Below are 17,782 nucleotides of genomic sequence, written 5' to 3'. Positions count from 1 at the left end.
TCAGGGTGGGCAATCGTTTACTTAAGCCAGGTTTTGTTGTGAGTAAGCCTAGCTTAAGTCTATTTTATTTAGGAAAATTGAGTAATTTTTTCACTCAAATCATCCAACATTTCATAACGTTTTCGGTACATAGAACGTTTTTTACTGGCGATTTCTTCCAATGGTTTGCGGGCGCTTTCAAGCGGTAATTGCCAATATTGACCATTTAATTGCCCTTGGTTTTCTTGCCAAAATTCATCATAGTTGAATAGAATTTTACTGCGAGCAGATAAACGGTATTTACCTTGTGAAGTGTGAGGGATACCGATTAATTCACATTGCCATTTTTCAGCTAACAAGCGGAAAACATTCATCAACATAAACATTGGACGAACACCGTGTAATTCTTTTGTGGCTTGTTTCACAGCTTCTTGCGCTTCTTCATAAGAAGGGCCTTGAATTGAGGCAATAAGTAACTTATTTGGCTTTAAGAAGGTGAAAGAAGCATCATAAATGCTACGTCCATCATTGTCTTTCAAGTTAATGGAAAAATAACCTTCGAAAGGGTCAATCTGATTGATATTGAAATAAATACCAAGTTGATCCGTTAATTGCGCTAATAAAAGGGATTTTTCTTGTAGCAATTTTTTACAAAATTCAACGCCCATTTTTTCTTCAAGCATTAAGAGATTATTGGTAATGGCATTGAGTCGATCAGTTGCAGAAAAACGTTTGTCACAATAGGTCGCGAGCAATGCATTAAAACGATATGGATTTTGTTGAAAAAGTGGAATCCAGGTTTGGTTAGTATTCAAGAAATCAATCAGTGCATCACATTGTTTTTTAAATAAAAATTTTCGTCCGTAATAACGGGCTTTATCCCTTAATTGCTTTTTTAATGGATGATTACAAGAATCGGGCAGTAATTCTTGAAAGGTTGCGAAAGTAATAGTTTGTTTTGTTGTCATAATGGATAAAGTGCGGTTATTTTTTCAAACGTTTTTTATTGGAAAAATCATGGTGATTTTTGACCGCACTTATTGTACCTGTATTCCATGGTTTTTCCAATTAACCATCAATAAAGGTGGTTCTTTACTTGCCTATTTTTCGATTTCTCCTTAATATGCCAAATCCTACCTTGAATTTATGCAACTCATCCCCATATTCAATGAAATTATAGAATTGATGTAAGAGAGATAATTATGAACGCCAAAAGAACTCAACAACGTACACTTCCTGTATTGCCATTACGGGATGTCGTCGTTTTCCCTTATATGGTGATGCCACTTTTTGTTGGGCGCGCAAAATCCATTAGCGCCCTTGATGAAGCCATGAATGAGGGCAAAAAATTATTATTGGTGTCACAAAAGCAGGCTGATTTAGAAGAACCTACCGTTGATGATGTATTCGATGTCGGGACGATTGCCAATATTATTCAATTATTAAAATTGCCAGACGGCACAGTGAAAGTGTTGGTGGAAGGGCAACAGCGCGCGAAAATCAATCAATTAAATGATGGTGAAGACCATTTTTCTGCGGAAGTTACACCGATTGAAACCACGTTTGGCGATGAAAAAGAATTAGATGTGGTGAAGGCAGCCGTTTTAAATGAATTTGAAAGCTATCTGCAACTTAATAAAAAAATCCCTGCAGATGTTTTAGGTGCGCTTCAACGCATTGATGATGCCGATCGTTTAGCAGATACCATGGCTGCGCATATTCCAGTGACCGTTCGTCATAAACAAAGCGTGTTAGAACTGGCAGATGTGCAAGAGCGTTTGGAATACTTGCTCGGCATGATGGAATCAGAAGCGGATATTCTTCAAGTTGAAAAACGCATCCGTGGCCGTGTGAAAAAACAAATGGAGAAAAGCCAGCGTAACTATTATCTTAGCGAACAAATTAAAGCTATTCGCAAAGAAATGGACGAAGGCGAAAGCGAAGATACTATCGATGAAGTTGAGCAACTTCGTCAAAAAGTTGAAGCGGCAGGTATGCCAGCAGATGTGCGTGACAAAGTGGAAAGTGAGTTGCAAAAACTCAAAATGATGTCAGCAATGTCGGCTGAAGCGACAGTGGTTCGTAGCTATATTGAATGGATGCTTCAAGTGCCATGGCATAAACGTACCAAAGTGAAGAAAGATATCGCAAAAGCACAACAAGTCTTGGATGCGGATCACTACGGTTTAGAACGAGTGAAAGAACGTATTTTAGAATACCTTGCGGTGCAAGCGCGTTTAAACAAAATCAAAGGTCCAATCCTTTGCTTAGTAGGACCACCAGGGGTAGGTAAAACCTCACTAGGTCAATCTATTGCCAATGCAACAGGTCGTAAATATGTACGCATGGCATTAGGTGGGGTACGTGATGAGGCGGAAATCCGCGGTCACCGTAAAACCTATATTGGTGCATTACCGGGTAAATTGATTCAAAAAATGGCAAAAGTTGGCGTGAAAAACCCACTCTTCTTGCTTGATGAAATTGATAAAATGTCTTCGGATATGCGTGGTGATCCAGCATCAGCCTTGTTAGAGGTGCTTGATCCTGAACAAAATACCACCTTCAACGATCACTATCTTGAAGTAGACTACGATTTGTCTGATGTGATGTTTGTGGCAACCTCAAATTCCATGAATATTCCAGGTCCATTGCTAGATCGTATGGAAGTCATTCGTCTTTCTGGTTATACCGAAGATGAAAAACTCAATATTGCGATGCAACATTTGTTACAAAAACAAATTGAACGTAATGGATTGAAAAAAGGCGAATTAACTATCGAAGAAAATGCCATTTTAGATATTATCCGCTATTACACCCGTGAAGCCGGTGTGCGTGGATTAGAGCGTGAGATTTCTAAAATCTGTCGTAAAGCGGTGAAGAATTTATTGGTAAACCCAAAAGTGAAATCCATTACCGTTAATTCAGACAACTTGCATGACTATCTTGGTGTGAAACGTTTTGAATTCGGTAAAGCGGATACCCAAAACCGTGTGGGTGAAGTAACGGGGCTTGCGTGGACAGAAGTGGGCGGTGACTTACTGACTATTGAAACTGCGTCAGTGGTGGGCAAAGGTAAATTAACCTTCACCGGTTCATTAGGCGATGTGATGAAAGAATCTATCCAAGCAGCCATGACTGTAGTCCGTGCACGTGCGGAGAAATTGGGTATCAATTCTGAATTCCATGAAAAACGTGATATTCACATTCACGTGCCAGATGGTGCGACACCGAAAGATGGTCCAAGTGCAGGTATCGCAATGTGTACCGCATTAGTTTCTTGCTTAACGGGTAACCCAGTGCGTGCCGATGTCGCGATGACTGGTGAAATCAGCCTACGCGGTAAAGTATTACCAATTGGCGGATTGAAAGAAAAATTACTTGCGGCACATCGTGGTGGTATTAAAACCGTATTGATTCCAAAAGATAACGTGAAAGATTTGGAAGAAATTCCAGATAACGTAAAAGAAAATCTTGCGATTCATGCGGTAGAAACCATTGATGAAGTGTTAGGCTTAGCGTTAGAGAATCCACCAGAAGGCATTGAATTTGTGAAAGTGGAAACGAAAGCGAAAGCACCACGCCGTAAAGCTGCGACTAAAACAGCAAGAGCGGTCAATTAATGACTCATTTTTAGGGCTTGTGAAAACAAGCCCTTTTGACTTTTAATTATGCAAAAATTTCCCCCTCTTTCCCTTTATGTGCATATTCCCTGGTGTGTGCAGAAATGCCCTTATTGTGATTTCAATTCGCATGCACAGAAAGGCGCAATTCCTGAACAAGAATATGTGCAACATCTGATCGCCGATCTTGAGGCAGACTTAGAGAAATATCAGGCTAGTATTCAAAATCGTCTACTTCATTCAATTTTTATTGGTGGGGGCACGCCGAGTTTATTTTCAGCGGAAAGTATCAAGTTGTTATTGGCAGAAATTCAACGTCGCATTCCTTTTTCAGAGAATATAGAAATTACCATGGAAGCCAATCCTGGCACTGTCGAAGCGGAGCGTTTTAAAGGCTATGTGGATGCTGGTGTAACACGTATTTCCATGGGCATCCAAAGTTTTAATGACGATAAATTACAACGTTTAGGGCGCATTCATAATGAGGCGGAAGCTAGAAGTGCGGTCAGTTTGGCGAAAGTTTCTGGGTTAAAAAGTTTCAATCTGGATTTAATGCACGGCTTGCCAAACCAAACACTTGAGGAAGCTCTAGATGATTTACGACAAGCTATTGAGCTTGCTCCACCACACCTTTCTTGGTATCAACTCACGATTGAACCCAATACCATGTTTGCTTATCGTCCGCCTATGTTGCCGGATGATGATGAGCTTTGGGATATTTTTGAGCAAGGCCACCAACTTTTAACCGAAGCCGGTTATCAACAATATGAAACATCTGCTTATGCAAAACTGGGTTTTCAATGTCAGCATAATTTGAATTATTGGCGATTCGGGGACTATTTGGCGATAGGTTGCGGTGCTCATGGAAAACTCACTTTTCCTGATGGCGATATTTTACGTTTTTCTAAAACGAAGCATCCAAAAGGCTATTTGCGTGGTGAATATCTTTATGAAGAAAAAAACGTGGAAAAAAATGACCGCGCTTTTGAGTTCTTTATGAATCGTTTTCGTTTATTGGAAGCGGTGCCTAAACAAGAGTTTGAGTATTACACGGGGCTTTCGCAAAGTGCGGTCAAAAATCAAATTGATTTTGCCATTCAACAAAATTATATCGTGGAAACACTGGATTTTTGGCAGATCACCGAACACGGCAAATTGTTTTTGAATGAGCTGTTAGCGCTTTTTTTAGATGAATAAAATTTTTTCATCATCATGAATAAATTTTTACACTTGTTTATTTAATAGTGTCGTATTAAAGTAAAGCAAACGTTTACGTTATTATTCAAAATTTAAAAGGGATAGAGAAATGGATCAACTAGAAATGAAAAAATTAGCTGCGCGCGCAGCGTTAAAATACGTTAAACCCGATACTATTGTTGGTGTAGGAAGTGGCTCAACAGTGAATTGTTTTATTAAAGCCTTAGGAGAATTAAAAGATCAAATTCAAGGCGCGGTAGCAGCATCTAAAGCTTCAGAAGAGTTATTACGTAAACAGGGTATTGAAGTATTTAGTGCTAACGATGTATCAAGTTTAGATATTTATGTGGATGGCGCAGATGAAATCAATCCACAAAAAATGATGATCAAAGGTGGCGGTGCAGCACTGACTCGCGAAAAAATTGTGGCCGCTTTAGCGAAAAAATTTATTTGTATTGTAGATACTAGTAAACAAGTGGATGTTTTAGGTACGACTTTCCCATTACCAGTAGAAGTCATTCCAATGGCGCGCTCACAAGTTGGCCGTAAATTAGTTTCTCTTGGTGGCGCGCCAGAATATCGTGAAGGCGTGGTAACGGATAACGGTAACGTGATTTTAGATGTACATAACTTCGCCATTTTAAGTCCAGTGGAAATGGAAAAAGAATTGAATAACGTAGCCGGTGTGGTAACAAATGGTATTTTTGCCTTACGTGGGGCGGATATTGTAATTGTTGGTACACCAGAAGGCGCAAAAGTCATCGATTAATAAAAATAAGGAAGCAAACATGACAAACAAAGTGTCACTCGACAAATCAAAAATTAAATTTGTGCTATTAGAGGGCGTGCACCAAAGTGCATTAGATACCTTGCATGCCGCAGGCTATACCAATATCGACTTTTACAAAAAAGCCTTAGATGGTGATGAGCTAAAAGAAGCCATTAAAGATGCGCATTTTATCGGCTTACGTTCTCGTACTAATTTGACTAAGGAAATGATTGAAGCTGCGCCGAAACTCATTGCCATTGGCTGTTTCTGTATTGGTACCAACCAAGTGGATCTTGATGCGGCAAAAATGCGTGGGATTCCGGTATTTAATGCCCCGTTCTCCAATACACGTTCTGTGGCTGAATTAGTGTTGGGTGAAATTTTGCTTTTAATGCGTAATATCCCTCAAGCAAATGCGGATGTGCATCGTGGTTTATGGAATAAATCTGCGGTGGGTTCTCATGAAGTACGCGGTAAAAAACTCGGTATTGTGGGTTATGGCCATATCGGTTCGCAATTAAGTATTATTGCGGAATCTCTAGGGATGGAAGTATATTTCTACGATATTGAAAATAAATTACCATTGGGTAATGCAAAACAATTACACACACTTGAAGAGTTGTTAGGTTCTTGTGATGTGATTTCGCTTCATGTACCAGATTTACCTTCAACTCGTAATTTAATGAGTGCTGAACGTATTGCACAATTAAAACAAGATTCTATTTTAATCAATGCAGCACGTGGTACGGTAGTGGATATTGATGCTTTAGCAGCGGCGCTTGAGCAAGGTAAAGTTCGTGGTGCAGCGGTTGACGTATTCCCTGTTGAACCTGCTTCAATCAATGAAGAATTTGTTTCTCCATTACGTAAATTTGATAATGTGATTTTAACCCCGCATATCGGTGGTTCAACCGCAGAAGCCCAAGAAAACATTGGCTTTGAAGTAGCGGGTAAATTTGTGAAATATTCAGATAACGGTTCAACCCTTTCTTCCGTGAATTTCCCTGAAGTATCCTTGCCAGAACACGTTGGCACAAAACGTTTGCTTCATATTCACGAAAACCGTCCGGGTGTATTAAACAAATTAAACCAAATTTTTGTTGAAGCTAATCTCAATATTGCAGCGCAATTTTTACAAACCGATCCAAAAATTGGTTATGTCGTAGTGGATATCGAAACAGATGATGCGTTCCCGTTATTGGCTAAACTTCGTGAAATTGAAGGCACAATTAAAGCGCGAGTGTTGTTTTAATGTGAAAAATTAAGCGAAAACTGACCGCACTTTGTGTGGGATAGAACACAAAATGGGCAAAGTAGGTTATCTTACTTTGCCCATTTTTATTAACTGTTTGCGGCTTACATTTATTTGATCATGGCCTTAAATAGATTACGGCGATCAGAATTAAATACCGGCTGTGCGGTTGGGATGGATAAAACCATACGCAAACAATCTTGCGTCAGTTGAACCGCTTGCTCGTTAGTCAGATTCGGGTCGAGTGGTGAATGTAAGGAGCAACTTAAATATTGCGGTACATTTTCAAGACTACTAACGGTAAAGGTTAGCGCTTTGTACGGCAGTTGTACGGTGAGTTTATCACCTAATTCACGCGGTTCCCATTGTTGTTGAGGGCCAGGTAGAATCACCACACTCATCATCCATGGCGTTAATACTGTGCCGATCCATTGGTCTTCAAATAAAACAAATTTAGGGCAGAAACACTCGATGCCTTTATGAAAGAAAGGAAGATCTTGCATTTCAGGTACAATATTTTGCATTTCGGCAAGGAAAATCTCCGTTGGGTTTTCTTCAAAGCCAGTAACAGAGGTTAAAAGTGCGGTAGAGTTTTCAGGTGTTTTTTCGTGTCGATACATGGTTTATTTTTCAATATTAATAAGATTAAAGCATAGCAGGTGAAATCTTAAAGAAAGTTCCCCTCTTTCGTAAAGAGGGGTTAGGGGATATTTAACTCTTGTCTCTATTAATTAAGTCAAATCTCCCCCCAGCCCCTCTTTTCTAAAGAGGGGAGTCTAGATTCAAACCATATTCAGCAATCACTTGATTTAACGTTTTAAAAACCTTTGGCAATACGTTTTGTATTGTTTCCGTCAAGCCAATTCCAGATTCTAGCGATTCTGGTTGGATGCCGATGAGGCAAAGGTGTTTTGGGAATTCATCTGTTAATTTCATTGCAGAAAGTACATCACAAATGCCGAGTTGATGTGGCGAAATTTTGCGAGAGAAAAAGGTGGGCACCTGCTCATCATGTAACACAATAATCTCGCCTGGCTGTTTGTTAGCAAGCACGGCATCGACAATAATCAAATGCTCACGATTTGCCATCGCATCCAGCAATTCCATGCCACAAGTACCACCATCGATGATGTCAAAGTGCGGTTGAATTTCAGGGCGTTTTTCAAGTTCCTGCACAACACGTACACCGACACCTTCATCACTTAACAAAATATTACCGACGCCTAGAATTAACGGCTTCATTACAACACCTTCACTTCAGTCACTTCACCATTTTCGGTATTAACTACGTGCACGGCACAAGACATACAAGGGTCGAAAGAGTGAATAGTTCTGACCACTTCCAATGGTTTAGTTGGATCTGCCACAGGTGTACCAATAATGGAAAGCTCATAAGGACCCATTTGGTCTTGTTCGTTACGTGGACCTGCATTCCATGTAGATGGTACAACGGCTTGATAGTTTTCAATGCGGCCATCTTTGATGACAACCCAATGAGAAAGCATACCACGTGGTACTTCACCAAAGCCAACACCACGGAACTCACCGCTTGCAGGGATATCTGTTTTGATATACGCCGTCATATCACCTTTAGCGATATTATCAATGAGCATTTGCCATTGAGCGCTTAGAATGTCGTTGATCGCACAGCAATGCACGGTACGGCCGATAATACGTCCAAGGGTAGAATGTAATTGATCGGTAGTTAACGTGTTACCAGTCAATTTTTCATAAATGCCTTTTAATTCATTGAAGTGGTTAACAGTTGGCGTGTCATTCGCAGCCAAACCACACATTAAATAGGCGAGAGGACCCACTTCGACAACTTTACCGTAGAAGGTTGGTGCTTTTACCCAAGAGTATTTACCATCATCTTGCCAGCCGGTATATTTCGGACGAGTTAAGCCAGCCCACGGTTCTAATGGTTCATCATCTTCGTACCAAGCGTGTTTACCACTTTCTTTGATGCCTTTTACAACGAACTCATCTTTTTGTTGATCAATTGGGCGGAAAGTCGATAAATCGCCGTTTTCGATATAACCACCTTTTAACATGAATTTAGAGTTATCTGCATCAATTGGGTATTCTGGTACAGATAAGTAGTTGCCAGATGTTTTGCCTAAGCTTAACCATTCAGGATAGTAAGCCGCAAATACTGCTGCATCTACTTTATACACTTGGTTAATGAAGTCAGTTAGGCGATCGATACAAGCTTTCACGAACATGAGACGTTCTTGGTTTAGTACCGCTTGGGAATCCAAGTTAATTGGGTTTGCCACACCACCGATAGCTAAGTTTTGAATATGTGGTGTTTTACTACCGAGTAATGCGACTACACGGTTAGCATCACGTTGACATTCAAGGGCTTGCAAATAGTGCGCGACGGCAATGAGGTTGACTTCTGGTGGAAGTTTCATTGCAGCATGACCGAAGTAACCGTTAGCGAAAATACCAAGTTGTCCGCTGTCCACTAATGCTTGAATTTTTTTCTGTACGTTGCGGAATTCGTTAGCACTGTTTAATGACCATGTAGAGACACCTTTTAGCATGTCTGCTGCTTTTTCAGGATCAGCTTTTAGCGCAGCGGTGATATCCACCCAGTCCATCGCGGAGAGTTGATAGAAGTGCACGATATGGTCATGGATACTATGTGCAGCAAGAATCATGTTACGAATGTACTGTGCATTGACGGGAACTTTAGCACCAATAGCATCTTCTACGGCACGTACGCTGATAATCGCGTGTACTGTGGTACATACGCCACAGATACGTTGCATAATCATCCATGCATCACGTGGGTCGGCACCTTTTACGATATTTTCCATACCGCGCCACATGGTACCTGATGACCAAGCATTGGTGACAACACCGTTTTCAATTTCGCAATCAATACGTAAATGACCCTCAATACGGGTAATTGGGTCAATTGAGATACGTTTTTTTTCTGACATTATTCTGCTCCGCTAACTTTTTTGCTGAATGCCGCTTTTTCGGCAATAATTTTTTCTGAGTCTTCGGTATGTTTTTCTTTAAATACCGGTAATACAGGGAATAAACGAATGATTAAAATATAGGCACATACTTCAATAGAAACGAAGCCAATTGAAATAAGCAATTCTTCCGCTGATGGAAAATATTGATAGCCATTGCCCGGGTTATACATGATAAGCGAGTAGTTCATACGCCATAATGCCGCACCGAGTAACATGCTTAATGCCGAAATAAATAACCAACGGGAATCAGATTTTTTCTCCCCGAGGAAGAGGGTCAGTAATGGTAATACCATCAACCAGACTTCCATCCAGAACATCCATGCTTCAAATCTTGTTAATTTATCGAAACCAACAACCATTTGCAGTTTATCGTTATAAATCAACTCACCAAAACGCACAGCTAAGAAACAGAAAATTAATCCTGCGGTAACGCGTGCCAATTGAGTAAATAAATGACGTTCATCTGGCGTTTTTCCTGCAAGACCCGCTTTAACTAAGGAGCCTTCAAAGATCACGATAGAGAAGCCCATAATGAAAGCTGTCAGCAAGGAGAGTATCGGTAAAACTTCATAGCTTTGCCATACCGGATGGACTTTATGACCAGCCACAATCATCAAGGAACCCATAGATGATTGGTGCATCATCGGCAATAAGGCACCCAAGGCAATAATGAAAAACATGATTTTATTGAGTTTATTAAACCATTTTTTCAAGCCAAAGAAACCAAGCCATACAGGGGCAAATTCTAGGGTTACCACGATGATATACACCGTCATACAAAATGCCGTTTCAAACAGAACGGAATTCGTGTTGAACTGGCCTGGAATGTAGAAATATGGTAAATGCCAATAACGACCCATATCAATGGTGATAGATAGACCACCGAGTGAATAGCCGAATAAACTTGCAAGCAATGCTGGGCGTACAAGGGCGTGATATTTCCCTTTATTGAAAATATACACGGTCCAAGCTAATGCCCAACCACCACAGGCAAATCCTGTACCGACAAGTAAGTCAAAGGCAATCCATAAACCCCAAGGATAACCGCCGTTAAGTGCGGTTACAGAACCGATACCAAACACTAAACGTTTTAAAATTAATAAAACGCAAAGCACGGCAAGTGGTGCAAAAAAGAGAATTGCGGCAGAAACAAGGCGACCGCCCACCGGACGTGGATTACTCATGATGCTCATCCTCCGCTTCTTCCATTTCCTTGCGTGCCTGACGCATGGCTTCTTTTTGTGCTGCAATACGCTCAGCGATTTTATCGCCGTGCATATTTTTGTAAGTCATAAAGGTTAAACCCGCAAGTGCCACTAACGGTAAGGCTAAACCGCGATACAAGAAGTGTTGTAAATGCGCGGCACGAGAACCCGTTGCAACTTCATCTAAGTCTGGTAAACCAAGATTAGCAAAAGGTACACCACTTAAGGCGAGCACCTGTGTACCACCACCTTCTTTTTCACCGTAGATGTGATATTGATATGCCGGTACGGTAGCACGGTATTTATCTGTACTATTGACGTGTTGACGTGGGTAATCATATTCAGTACCACGTAATAAGCTTAAACGACGTTTAGCTTCAGCCAATAATTCTTCACGTGTACCAAAAATAATGGCGCCAGTTGGACAAACATGACAGCAACCAGGTAATTCGCCTTTATCTAAACGTTCAACACCTTTTTGGTTACAGAGTTCACATTTGCTGATTTCACCGAATGGATTGTCATAGTCGTATTTTGGTACATCAAACGGACAGCCAACCATGCAATAACGGCAACCAGTACAGATATCGGGATCATATTTTACGATACCGTTTTTTGGATCTTTGGTAAGGGCTTGAACTGGGCAAACCGCAACACAGTTTGGGTCAACGCAATGCATACATTGTTTTTTCACGTAAGCATAGCCGTTTTCTGTTTTGTCTTTATTTGTGCCGTCACCATCACTCCATACTTGAATCACGTTACGAGTAAATGGGGTGAGTTTGTCGTTATTTGACCAAGTTTGATCACCTTTTGGATTCACAGGTGTGTGGTTTACGTTTTGACATTCAGCCACACATGCTTGACAACCTACGCAAAGGGTAGAGTCGTAAAGCATTCCTAGTGCGCCAGGAATGGGCTCAACCGTTTCCGTTGCCTGCACACTCGACACAGGCAAGGAGGAAGCGATTCCGCCAAGCATGCCTGCTTTTAGAAATTTTCGTCTATCCATCTTATTTACCTGTATGTTGTTCTTTCTCTGCGGCTTTAGCTTCGGAACGGGCTTTATGTTGAGCGCTTAATTCGCGTAAGGTCACAACACTCACGCCTGCTAGGATTGCAGCTGCACCACCTAATAAACCAATGGCGGTCATGGTTGCACCTGAACCTTCGGTATTATTAACATCTGGTTTTTCAACACGTGGCGTTGGGTTTTCTACGCCTGCTAATTGGAAAATACCTTTGGTAAAGCCGACGCCTTTTTCGTTACAACCATAACAAGGGTGCCCGATACCGACTGGCCAGTTATTACCGCCGACATCACAGAATTCTAAAGTAGAGCAGTTACCGTAAGTTTCTGGTCCTTTACAACCGAGATGATACAAACACCAACCGTTGCGGTGACCATAATCGCCGTATTCTTTAGCGAAGCGACCTGCATCAAAGTGTGGACGACGATAGCAGTTTTCGTGAATTAAGCGATCGTAAGCGAATAATGGACGATTTAATTTGTCCATTGCGGGTAGTTTCTTATAAGTAAGAATATAAGCGACAGTTGCAAGGAAGTTGTGTGGATTTGGTGGACAACCTGGAATATTAATCACTGGAGTGCCTTTTGGTAATACTTCAGACAAGCTGCTTGCACCAGTTGGGTTGCCGCCACTAGAAGGTACGCCACCCCATGCCGCACAAGAACCAATCGCAATAATTGCGGCAGCCCCTTTAGCGGCTTCTTGGATGTGTTCTACAATCGGTTTACCTGCTACCATACAATAGACGCCGCCGTCTTTCACCGGAATAGATCCATCTACAACTAAAACATATTTTCCATAATACTGTTTAATTGCATTGTGTTTATTATCTTCAGCTTGTTCCCCAAAGGCGGCAGAAAGGGTTTCGTGGTATTCTAAGGAAATCATTTCCAATACCAAGTTTTCTACTGTTGGGTGGGTCGCACGTAGCAAGGATTCAGTACAACCCGTACATTCTTGCGCACCAATCCATAATACTGGTGGACGTTTAGGTTCGGTTAAAGCAGCGGTCATTTCTGCACCCGCTTTTGAACTTAACCCCATAGTCGCCGCAAGTGCGGTACATAACTTCATAAAATCCCGACGGGAAACTTCTGCTAAAGCAGAAAATAATCCATCACTTCGTTGCATATAATCACTCCAATTGGCACGTTACTTGTATGGTTAATTTACCTATGATATGCCTTGATGAGGGAAGTTTATTTGATCGTAATCAAAAATACCCTTATTTTCCTTATAAAATAAGTGGGTAAGTGATTGTTTTTACTTAATTATTGAGAATGATTGTTATTTATTAAGGTTATCTTCACTTAGAGTATCTTTTTTGTACATAAAATCACAATAATAAAGAAGGATTTGGTCTCGAAAAATCCTCGTAAAATTTGACCGCACTTTGCGTTGATATGAATAGGAAGTGAATAAGTTAAATTCTTGGTTTTGTTTATTTTTATTGATTTTTATCAACAAAAAATTGTCTAAGAGAATGGATTTTATTACGCTTTTCCCTATACTAAGCAGGGATAATTTTTTATGGAGAAAATAATAATGAGTGTAGTCGCAGGTATTGTTGTTGTAACTTTAGCTTTCACCATTTCAATGTATAACAAATTGGTTATGAGACGTAATCAAGTGAGCAGTGTTGAGGCAAGCGTGGATGTTCAGTTAAAACGTCGTTATGATTTGTTACCAAACCTTGTTGCCACAGCAAAGGAATATATGTCGCATGAGCGTAGCTTGCTTGAGCGTATCGTGACGTTACGTGAAAGTGCTAAATTAGCTCATACCACAAGTGAAAAATTTCAACTCAATAATGAGATTTCAGGATTATTGCGTAATTTACAGGTTCGTCTAGAAAATTACCCTGATCTCAAGGCCAATCAAAATCTTATGCAAATTCAGGCCGTACTTAGTGATGTGGAAGAGCAAATTTCTGCAGCAAGACGTACTTATAATTCAGCAGTTGAAGAGTATAACAATGCTGTGGAGATGTTTCCGTCGAATTTAATTGCAAATTTGTTTAATTTCCAAAAAGGGACATTTTTCGATATTCCTCAGAATGAAGCTGAAGTCCCTAATGTGGGTAATTTATTTAAACAATAAGTGGACAAACCATGAATACACCAAAAGAGATTGAAGGGATTCGCTTCCTGGGGTTGGAAAAATTAGATGAGGAACGCTTAGCCGTCAAATCACTTATCAACAAATCGATAATTGGGTTGTGTTTTGGGTTATTTTTGCTTCTCGGTGCGATAGGGAGTGAGAATCTATTAAGTACTGCATTGATTCTTGGTGTGCTCATTTATTGTTTTCGTCGCTTATTTTTTAGATATAAACGCTTTATTGCAGAATTTAAAACTCGGGTAATTAACACAATTGTCCAGGAGTTTGGTTTCCACTTTAGACCAGACCGGGGGCTTCATCTTAATGATTTTTTCTCAGTTTACGATAGTTATCCGGCGAGTTATCGTAGTGAGGATTTAATTTTGGGTGAGCTTGGCCAGACTGAAGTTGAAATCTGTGATTTTGCAGCGTTTAATATGGAACCGAGCGGAAAAATGATGAAAGGATTAAGGACCACGACCTTTCAAGGCATTTTATTTAAAGCAACTTTCCCTAAAGAACTGGCCCATTGGGTTTATGTTTGCGATAAGAAGGAGGGGTGTTTAAGAAAAGAAGGTGAAATTGCTTTGATGGATAATCCGTCTTTTAACCGTTACTTTGATGTATTTACGGAAGATCAAATCTTAGCCAGATATGCCTTATCGCCTAAGTTAATGGAACGCTTTTGCAGCTTGAAAGAGAAATTTAATTGTCCTATTTCGATGGTACTTCGTAACCGAGAAGTGATTGTTGCGGCTAATTTAGGAAAGAATAGTTTTGAACCATCTTTTGAAAAGTCCTTGCTGGAAGACAGTACGATTCGTGATTATATTTCGAGTATCAAAGGTTTCACAGATATGGTGAAAGAACTCGGGTTAAATAACCATATTTGGAAATAAGTGTTAATACAATAAAAAAGACGAGTTTAGATAAAACTCGTCTTTTTGTTTTAATATGCTATGTACTTGTTTATTGGTTTTTAAACAGCGAAAATGTTGACCGCACTTTTATTTCGCAAAATAGTCAGTTTTTTGCTATAATTCCGCACAATTTTCATTACAAAATAGAGAAAAACTATGTCAGAAACACCGGTTACAGAAAATGCTTATGGTGCATCAAGTATTAAAGTCTTAAAGGGGCTTGATGCGGTTCGGAAACGTCCGGGCATGTATATTGGGGATACCGATGATGGAACAGGCCTACACCATATGGTGTTTGAGGTGGTGGATAACGCGATCGATGAGGCCCTTGCGGGTCATTGTTCCGATATTATCGTGACCATTCATGATGATAATTCTGTTTCCGTACAAGATGATGGCCGTGGTATTCCAGTAGATATTCATCCGGAAGAAGGTGTTTCTGCAGCAGAAGTAATCATGACAGTGCTTCACGCGGGCGGTAAATTCGATGATAACTCTTATAAAGTATCAGGTGGTTTGCACGGCGTGGGTGTTTCGGTAGTAAATGCACTTTCTGATAAATTGCAATTAACCATTCGTCGCCAAGGTCATGTGTACGAGCAATTCTATCACTTAGGTGAGCCTCAAGGGCCTTTAACTATTATCGGTGAAACGCAAGCGACGGGTACAACCGTGCGTTTCTGGCCAAGTCCAGAAATCTTTGCCATTACAACTTTCGATTACAAAATTTTAGCAAAACGCTTACGTGAGCTTTCATTCTTAAATTCTGGTGTATCCATTCGTTTAATCGATAAACGCGATGGCACAGAAGATCACTTCCATTATGAAGGTGGTATTCAAGCGTTCGTTGAATATTTAAATAAAAATAAAAATCCAATTCACCCAAAACCATTCTATTTTTCAGCTGAAAAAGACGGCATTGGCGTGGAAGTCGCATTGCAATGGAATGATGGCGTAAACGAAAACGTTTATTGCTTTACCAATAACATTCCACAACGTGATGGTGGTACTCACTTAGCCGGTTTCCGTGGTGCATTAACGCGTAGCTTAAATAACTATATGGAAAGCGAAGGGTTACTGAAAAAAGAGAAAGTGAGCACATCTGGTGACGACGCGCGTGAAGGTTTGGTGGCGATTATCTCAGTGAAAGTGCCCGATCCTAAATTCTCTTCACAAACAAAAGACAAATTAGTGTCTTCTGAAGTGAAAAGTGCGGTTGAATCTGCCATGAATGAGCGCATGCAGGAATATTTATTAGAAAATCCAGCCGATGCAAAAATCATTGTAAATCAAATTATTACGGCTGCACGTGCGCGTGAAGCAGCACGTAAAGCCCGCGAAATGACCCGTCGTAAAGGCGCATTAGATATTGCAGGTCTTCCAGGTAAATTAGCGGACTGCCAAGAAAAAGATCCAGCACTGTCAGAACTTTACCTCGTGGAGGGGGATTCTGCGGGTGGTTCTGCAAAATCAGGTCGTGATCGTAAAACTCAAGCGATTCTTCCATTAAAAGGAAAAATTCTTAACGTTGAAAAAGCACGTTTTGACAAAATGCTTTCTTCTCAAGAAGTGGGTACATTAATTACGGCGCTAGGCTGTGGTATTGGTCGTGATGAATATAACCCAGATAAATTACGTTACCACCACATCATTATCATGACCGATGCGGACGTGGACGGTTCACACATTCGTACTTTATTGTTGACCTTCTTCTATCGTCAAATGCCAGAATTAATTGAGCGTGGTTATGTGTATATCGCTCAGCCACCACTTTATAAAGTGAAAAAAGGTAAACAAGAGCGTTATATCAAAGATAACGACGAAATAGTGCAATATGAATTAATGCTTGCGTTAGATGGCGCAGCGTTGCATATCAGTGCTAATGCGCCAGCAATGAATGATTTAGTGTTTGAGAAATTAGTAGGCGAATATAACAATGTTCAGAAATTAATTACTCGTTTAAGTCGTTACTATCCAGAGCCATTGTTACAAGGCTTAGTTTACCAACCACAATTAACCGTTGATTTAATGCGTAATGAAAGCGCGGTCGAAAATTGGGCGAATGCTTTTGTTGCGTACTTAACCGAAAAAGAAACAGAAGCGCATTTATATTCGGCAAGAACGCAATTTAACAGCGAACGCCAAGTATATGAAGCAGTCATTACCGTTCGTAAACATGGTATTGATACCGATTACTTTATCAATTTTGATTTTGTGACAGGCAATGAATTTGCGAAGATTTCTACATTCGGTCAGCAAGTTACTGGCTTGCTCGAAGAGGGGGCGTATGTCACTCGTGGTGAAAAAACTCAACCCGTTCAGTCATTTGAACAAGCTGTTGAATGGTTGATGAAAGAATCTCGTCGTGGCTTAGAAATCCAACGTTATAAAGGGTTGGGTGAAATGAACGCTGATCAACTTTGGGAAACCACCATGGATCCAAATGCTCGTCGTATGTTAAAAGTATCAATTAAAGATGCTGTTGCAGCAGACCAACTCTTCACCACGTTAATGGGGGATGAAGTTGAGCCTCGTCGTGAATTCATCGAAATGAATGCGTTGCGAGCAAACTTAGACGTTTAGTCTAACATTCAAAAATATCACTAAAAATGACCGCACTTAGGGAAACCTGGTGCGGTATTTTTTTTACTTCATTTAGAAATAGAAATAATTTTCAATTAGATCTATTATTTGTGTGCATTCTTTACTATAATTT

The 17,782-nt window shown here is 40.3% G+C and carries 14 protein-coding genes; 7 read left to right on the top strand and 7 right to left on the bottom strand.

All coding sequences use genetic code 11. From position 1 onward, the window contains the following. Window positions 1–68: 68 nt before the first annotated feature. Window positions 69–947, bottom strand: coding sequence for a DUF535 family protein (locus tag QP437_RS04485; protein WP_285267090.1), 879 nt, complete (start codon window positions 945–947; stop codon window positions 69–71). A 234-nt stretch (window positions 948–1,181) separates the two neighbouring features. Here QP437_RS04485 and lon point away from each other — a divergent pair, with 234 nt between their 5' ends. The 4 genes from lon to serA all read left to right on the top strand — a co-directional run bounded on the left by lon (window position 1,182) and on the right by serA (window position 6,817). Further along, the gene (gene lon / locus QP437_RS04480) at window positions 1,182–3,599 is read left to right on the top strand and encodes an endopeptidase La (protein ID WP_285267089.1); all 2,418 of its coding nucleotides are present in this window, start codon (window positions 1,182–1,184) and stop codon (window positions 3,597–3,599) included. A 48-nt stretch (window positions 3,600–3,647) separates the two neighbouring features. After that, complete coding sequence (hemW, locus tag QP437_RS04475) at window positions 3,648–4,796, top strand: radical SAM family heme chaperone HemW (protein ID WP_285267088.1); 1,149 nt, start codon at window positions 3,648–3,650, stop codon at window positions 4,794–4,796. A gap of 109 nt (window positions 4,797–4,905) precedes the next feature. Further along, window positions 4,906–5,565, top strand: a complete 660-nt coding sequence (gene rpiA / locus QP437_RS04470; RefSeq protein ID WP_285267087.1) for a ribose-5-phosphate isomerase RpiA — start codon at window positions 4,906–4,908, stop codon at window positions 5,563–5,565. Between the two features lie 19 nt (window positions 5,566–5,584). Continuing rightward, window positions 5,585–6,817, top strand: coding sequence for a phosphoglycerate dehydrogenase (gene serA / locus QP437_RS04465; protein ID WP_285267086.1), 1,233 nt, complete (start codon window positions 5,585–5,587; stop codon window positions 6,815–6,817). A gap of 110 nt (window positions 6,818–6,927) precedes the next feature. Here serA and hybE read toward each other — a convergent pair whose 3' ends face one another. The 6 genes from hybE to hybO all read right to left on the bottom strand — a co-directional run bounded on the left by hybE (window position 6,928) and on the right by hybO (window position 13,177). After that, on the bottom strand, window positions 6,928–7,437 hold the full coding sequence (gene hybE / locus QP437_RS04460; protein WP_285267085.1) for a hydrogenase-2 assembly chaperone: 510 nt from the start codon (window positions 7,435–7,437) through the stop codon (window positions 6,928–6,930). A 142-nt stretch (window positions 7,438–7,579) separates the two neighbouring features. Next, entirely contained in the window at window positions 7,580–8,059 is a 480-nt protein-coding gene (locus tag QP437_RS04455) for a HyaD/HybD family hydrogenase maturation endopeptidase (RefSeq protein WP_285267084.1), read from the bottom strand. After that, window positions 8,059–9,768, bottom strand: a complete 1,710-nt coding sequence (gene hybC, locus QP437_RS04450; RefSeq protein WP_049369729.1) for a hydrogenase 2 large subunit — start codon at window positions 9,766–9,768, stop codon at window positions 8,059–8,061. Before hybC ends, QP437_RS04455 begins: the two co-directional genes overlap by 1 nt. Beyond that, window positions 9,768–10,994, bottom strand: coding sequence for a Ni/Fe-hydrogenase cytochrome b subunit (hybB, locus tag QP437_RS04445; protein WP_049368206.1), 1,227 nt, complete (start codon window positions 10,992–10,994; stop codon window positions 9,768–9,770). The genes hybC and hybB overlap by 1 nt, the downstream gene beginning before the upstream one ends. Continuing rightward, entirely contained in the window at window positions 10,987–12,027 is a 1,041-nt protein-coding gene (gene hybA, locus QP437_RS04440) for a hydrogenase 2 operon protein HybA (RefSeq protein ID WP_285267083.1), read from the bottom strand. Before hybA ends, hybB begins: the two co-directional genes overlap by 8 nt. A gap of 1 nt (window position 12,028) precedes the next feature. After that, the gene (hybO, locus tag QP437_RS04435) at window positions 12,029–13,177 is read right to left on the bottom strand and encodes a hydrogenase 2 small subunit (RefSeq protein WP_005697985.1); all 1,149 of its coding nucleotides are present in this window, start codon (window positions 13,175–13,177) and stop codon (window positions 12,029–12,031) included. 414 nt (window positions 13,178–13,591) lie between these two features. Between hybO and QP437_RS04430 the strand changes: the two genes are divergently transcribed. From QP437_RS04430 to gyrB, 3 genes are all read left to right on the top strand, one after another. Beyond that, window positions 13,592–14,146 (top strand): LemA family protein, encoded by a 555-nt coding sequence (locus QP437_RS04430; RefSeq protein ID WP_285267082.1) that lies wholly within the window; start codon window positions 13,592–13,594, stop codon window positions 14,144–14,146. Window positions 14,147–14,157: 11 nt separating this feature from the next. Next, the gene (locus QP437_RS04425) at window positions 14,158–15,045 is read left to right on the top strand and encodes a DUF3137 domain-containing protein (protein WP_285267081.1); all 888 of its coding nucleotides are present in this window, start codon (window positions 14,158–14,160) and stop codon (window positions 15,043–15,045) included. Window positions 15,046–15,222: 177 nt separating this feature from the next. Then, window positions 15,223–17,649, top strand: a complete 2,427-nt coding sequence (gyrB, locus tag QP437_RS04420; RefSeq protein ID WP_285267080.1) for a DNA topoisomerase (ATP-hydrolyzing) subunit B — start codon at window positions 15,223–15,225, stop codon at window positions 17,647–17,649. Window positions 17,650–17,782 lie beyond the last annotated feature (133 nt).

This window comes from Haemophilus sp. UMB1048 (genome assembly GCF_030218125.1).
Classification (GTDB): Bacteria; Pseudomonadota; Gammaproteobacteria; order Enterobacterales; family Pasteurellaceae; genus Haemophilus_D.
This window is presented reverse-complemented; position numbering and strand designations above follow the sequence as displayed.

Coding starts and splice junctions, on each gene's coding strand:
- QP437_RS04485 (WP_285267090.1), bottom strand. CDS start 947: ATGACAACAAAACAAACTATTACTTTCGCAACCTTTCAAGAATTACTG.
- hemW (WP_285267088.1), top strand. CDS start 3,648: ATGCAAAAATTTCCCCCTCTTTCCCTTTATGTGCATATTCCCTGGTGT.
- serA (WP_285267086.1), top strand. CDS start 5,585: ATGACAAACAAAGTGTCACTCGACAAATCAAAAATTAAATTTGTGCTA.
- gyrB (WP_285267080.1), top strand. CDS start 15,223: ATGTCAGAAACACCGGTTACAGAAAATGCTTATGGTGCATCAAGTATT.
- hybO (WP_005697985.1), bottom strand. CDS start 13,177: ATGCAACGAAGTGATGGATTATTTTCTGCTTTAGCAGAAGTTTCCCGT.
- hybB (WP_049368206.1), bottom strand. CDS start 10,994: ATGAGTAATCCACGTCCGGTGGGCGGTCGCCTTGTTTCTGCCGCAATT.
- hybA (WP_285267083.1), bottom strand. CDS start 12,027: ATGGATAGACGAAAATTTCTAAAAGCAGGCATGCTTGGCGGAATCGCT.
- hybE (WP_285267085.1), bottom strand. CDS start 7,437: ATGTATCGACACGAAAAAACACCTGAAAACTCTACCGCACTTTTAACC.
- hybC (WP_049369729.1), bottom strand. CDS start 9,768: ATGTCAGAAAAAAAACGTATCTCAATTGACCCAATTACCCGTATTGAG.
- rpiA (WP_285267087.1), top strand. CDS start 4,906: ATGGATCAACTAGAAATGAAAAAATTAGCTGCGCGCGCAGCGTTAAAA.
- QP437_RS04425 (WP_285267081.1), top strand. CDS start 14,158: ATGAATACACCAAAAGAGATTGAAGGGATTCGCTTCCTGGGGTTGGAA.
- QP437_RS04455 (WP_285267084.1), bottom strand. CDS start 8,059: ATGAAGCCGTTAATTCTAGGCGTCGGTAATATTTTGTTAAGTGATGAA.
- lon (WP_285267089.1), top strand. CDS start 1,182: ATGAACGCCAAAAGAACTCAACAACGTACACTTCCTGTATTGCCATTA.
- QP437_RS04430 (WP_285267082.1), top strand. CDS start 13,592: ATGAGTGTAGTCGCAGGTATTGTTGTTGTAACTTTAGCTTTCACCATT.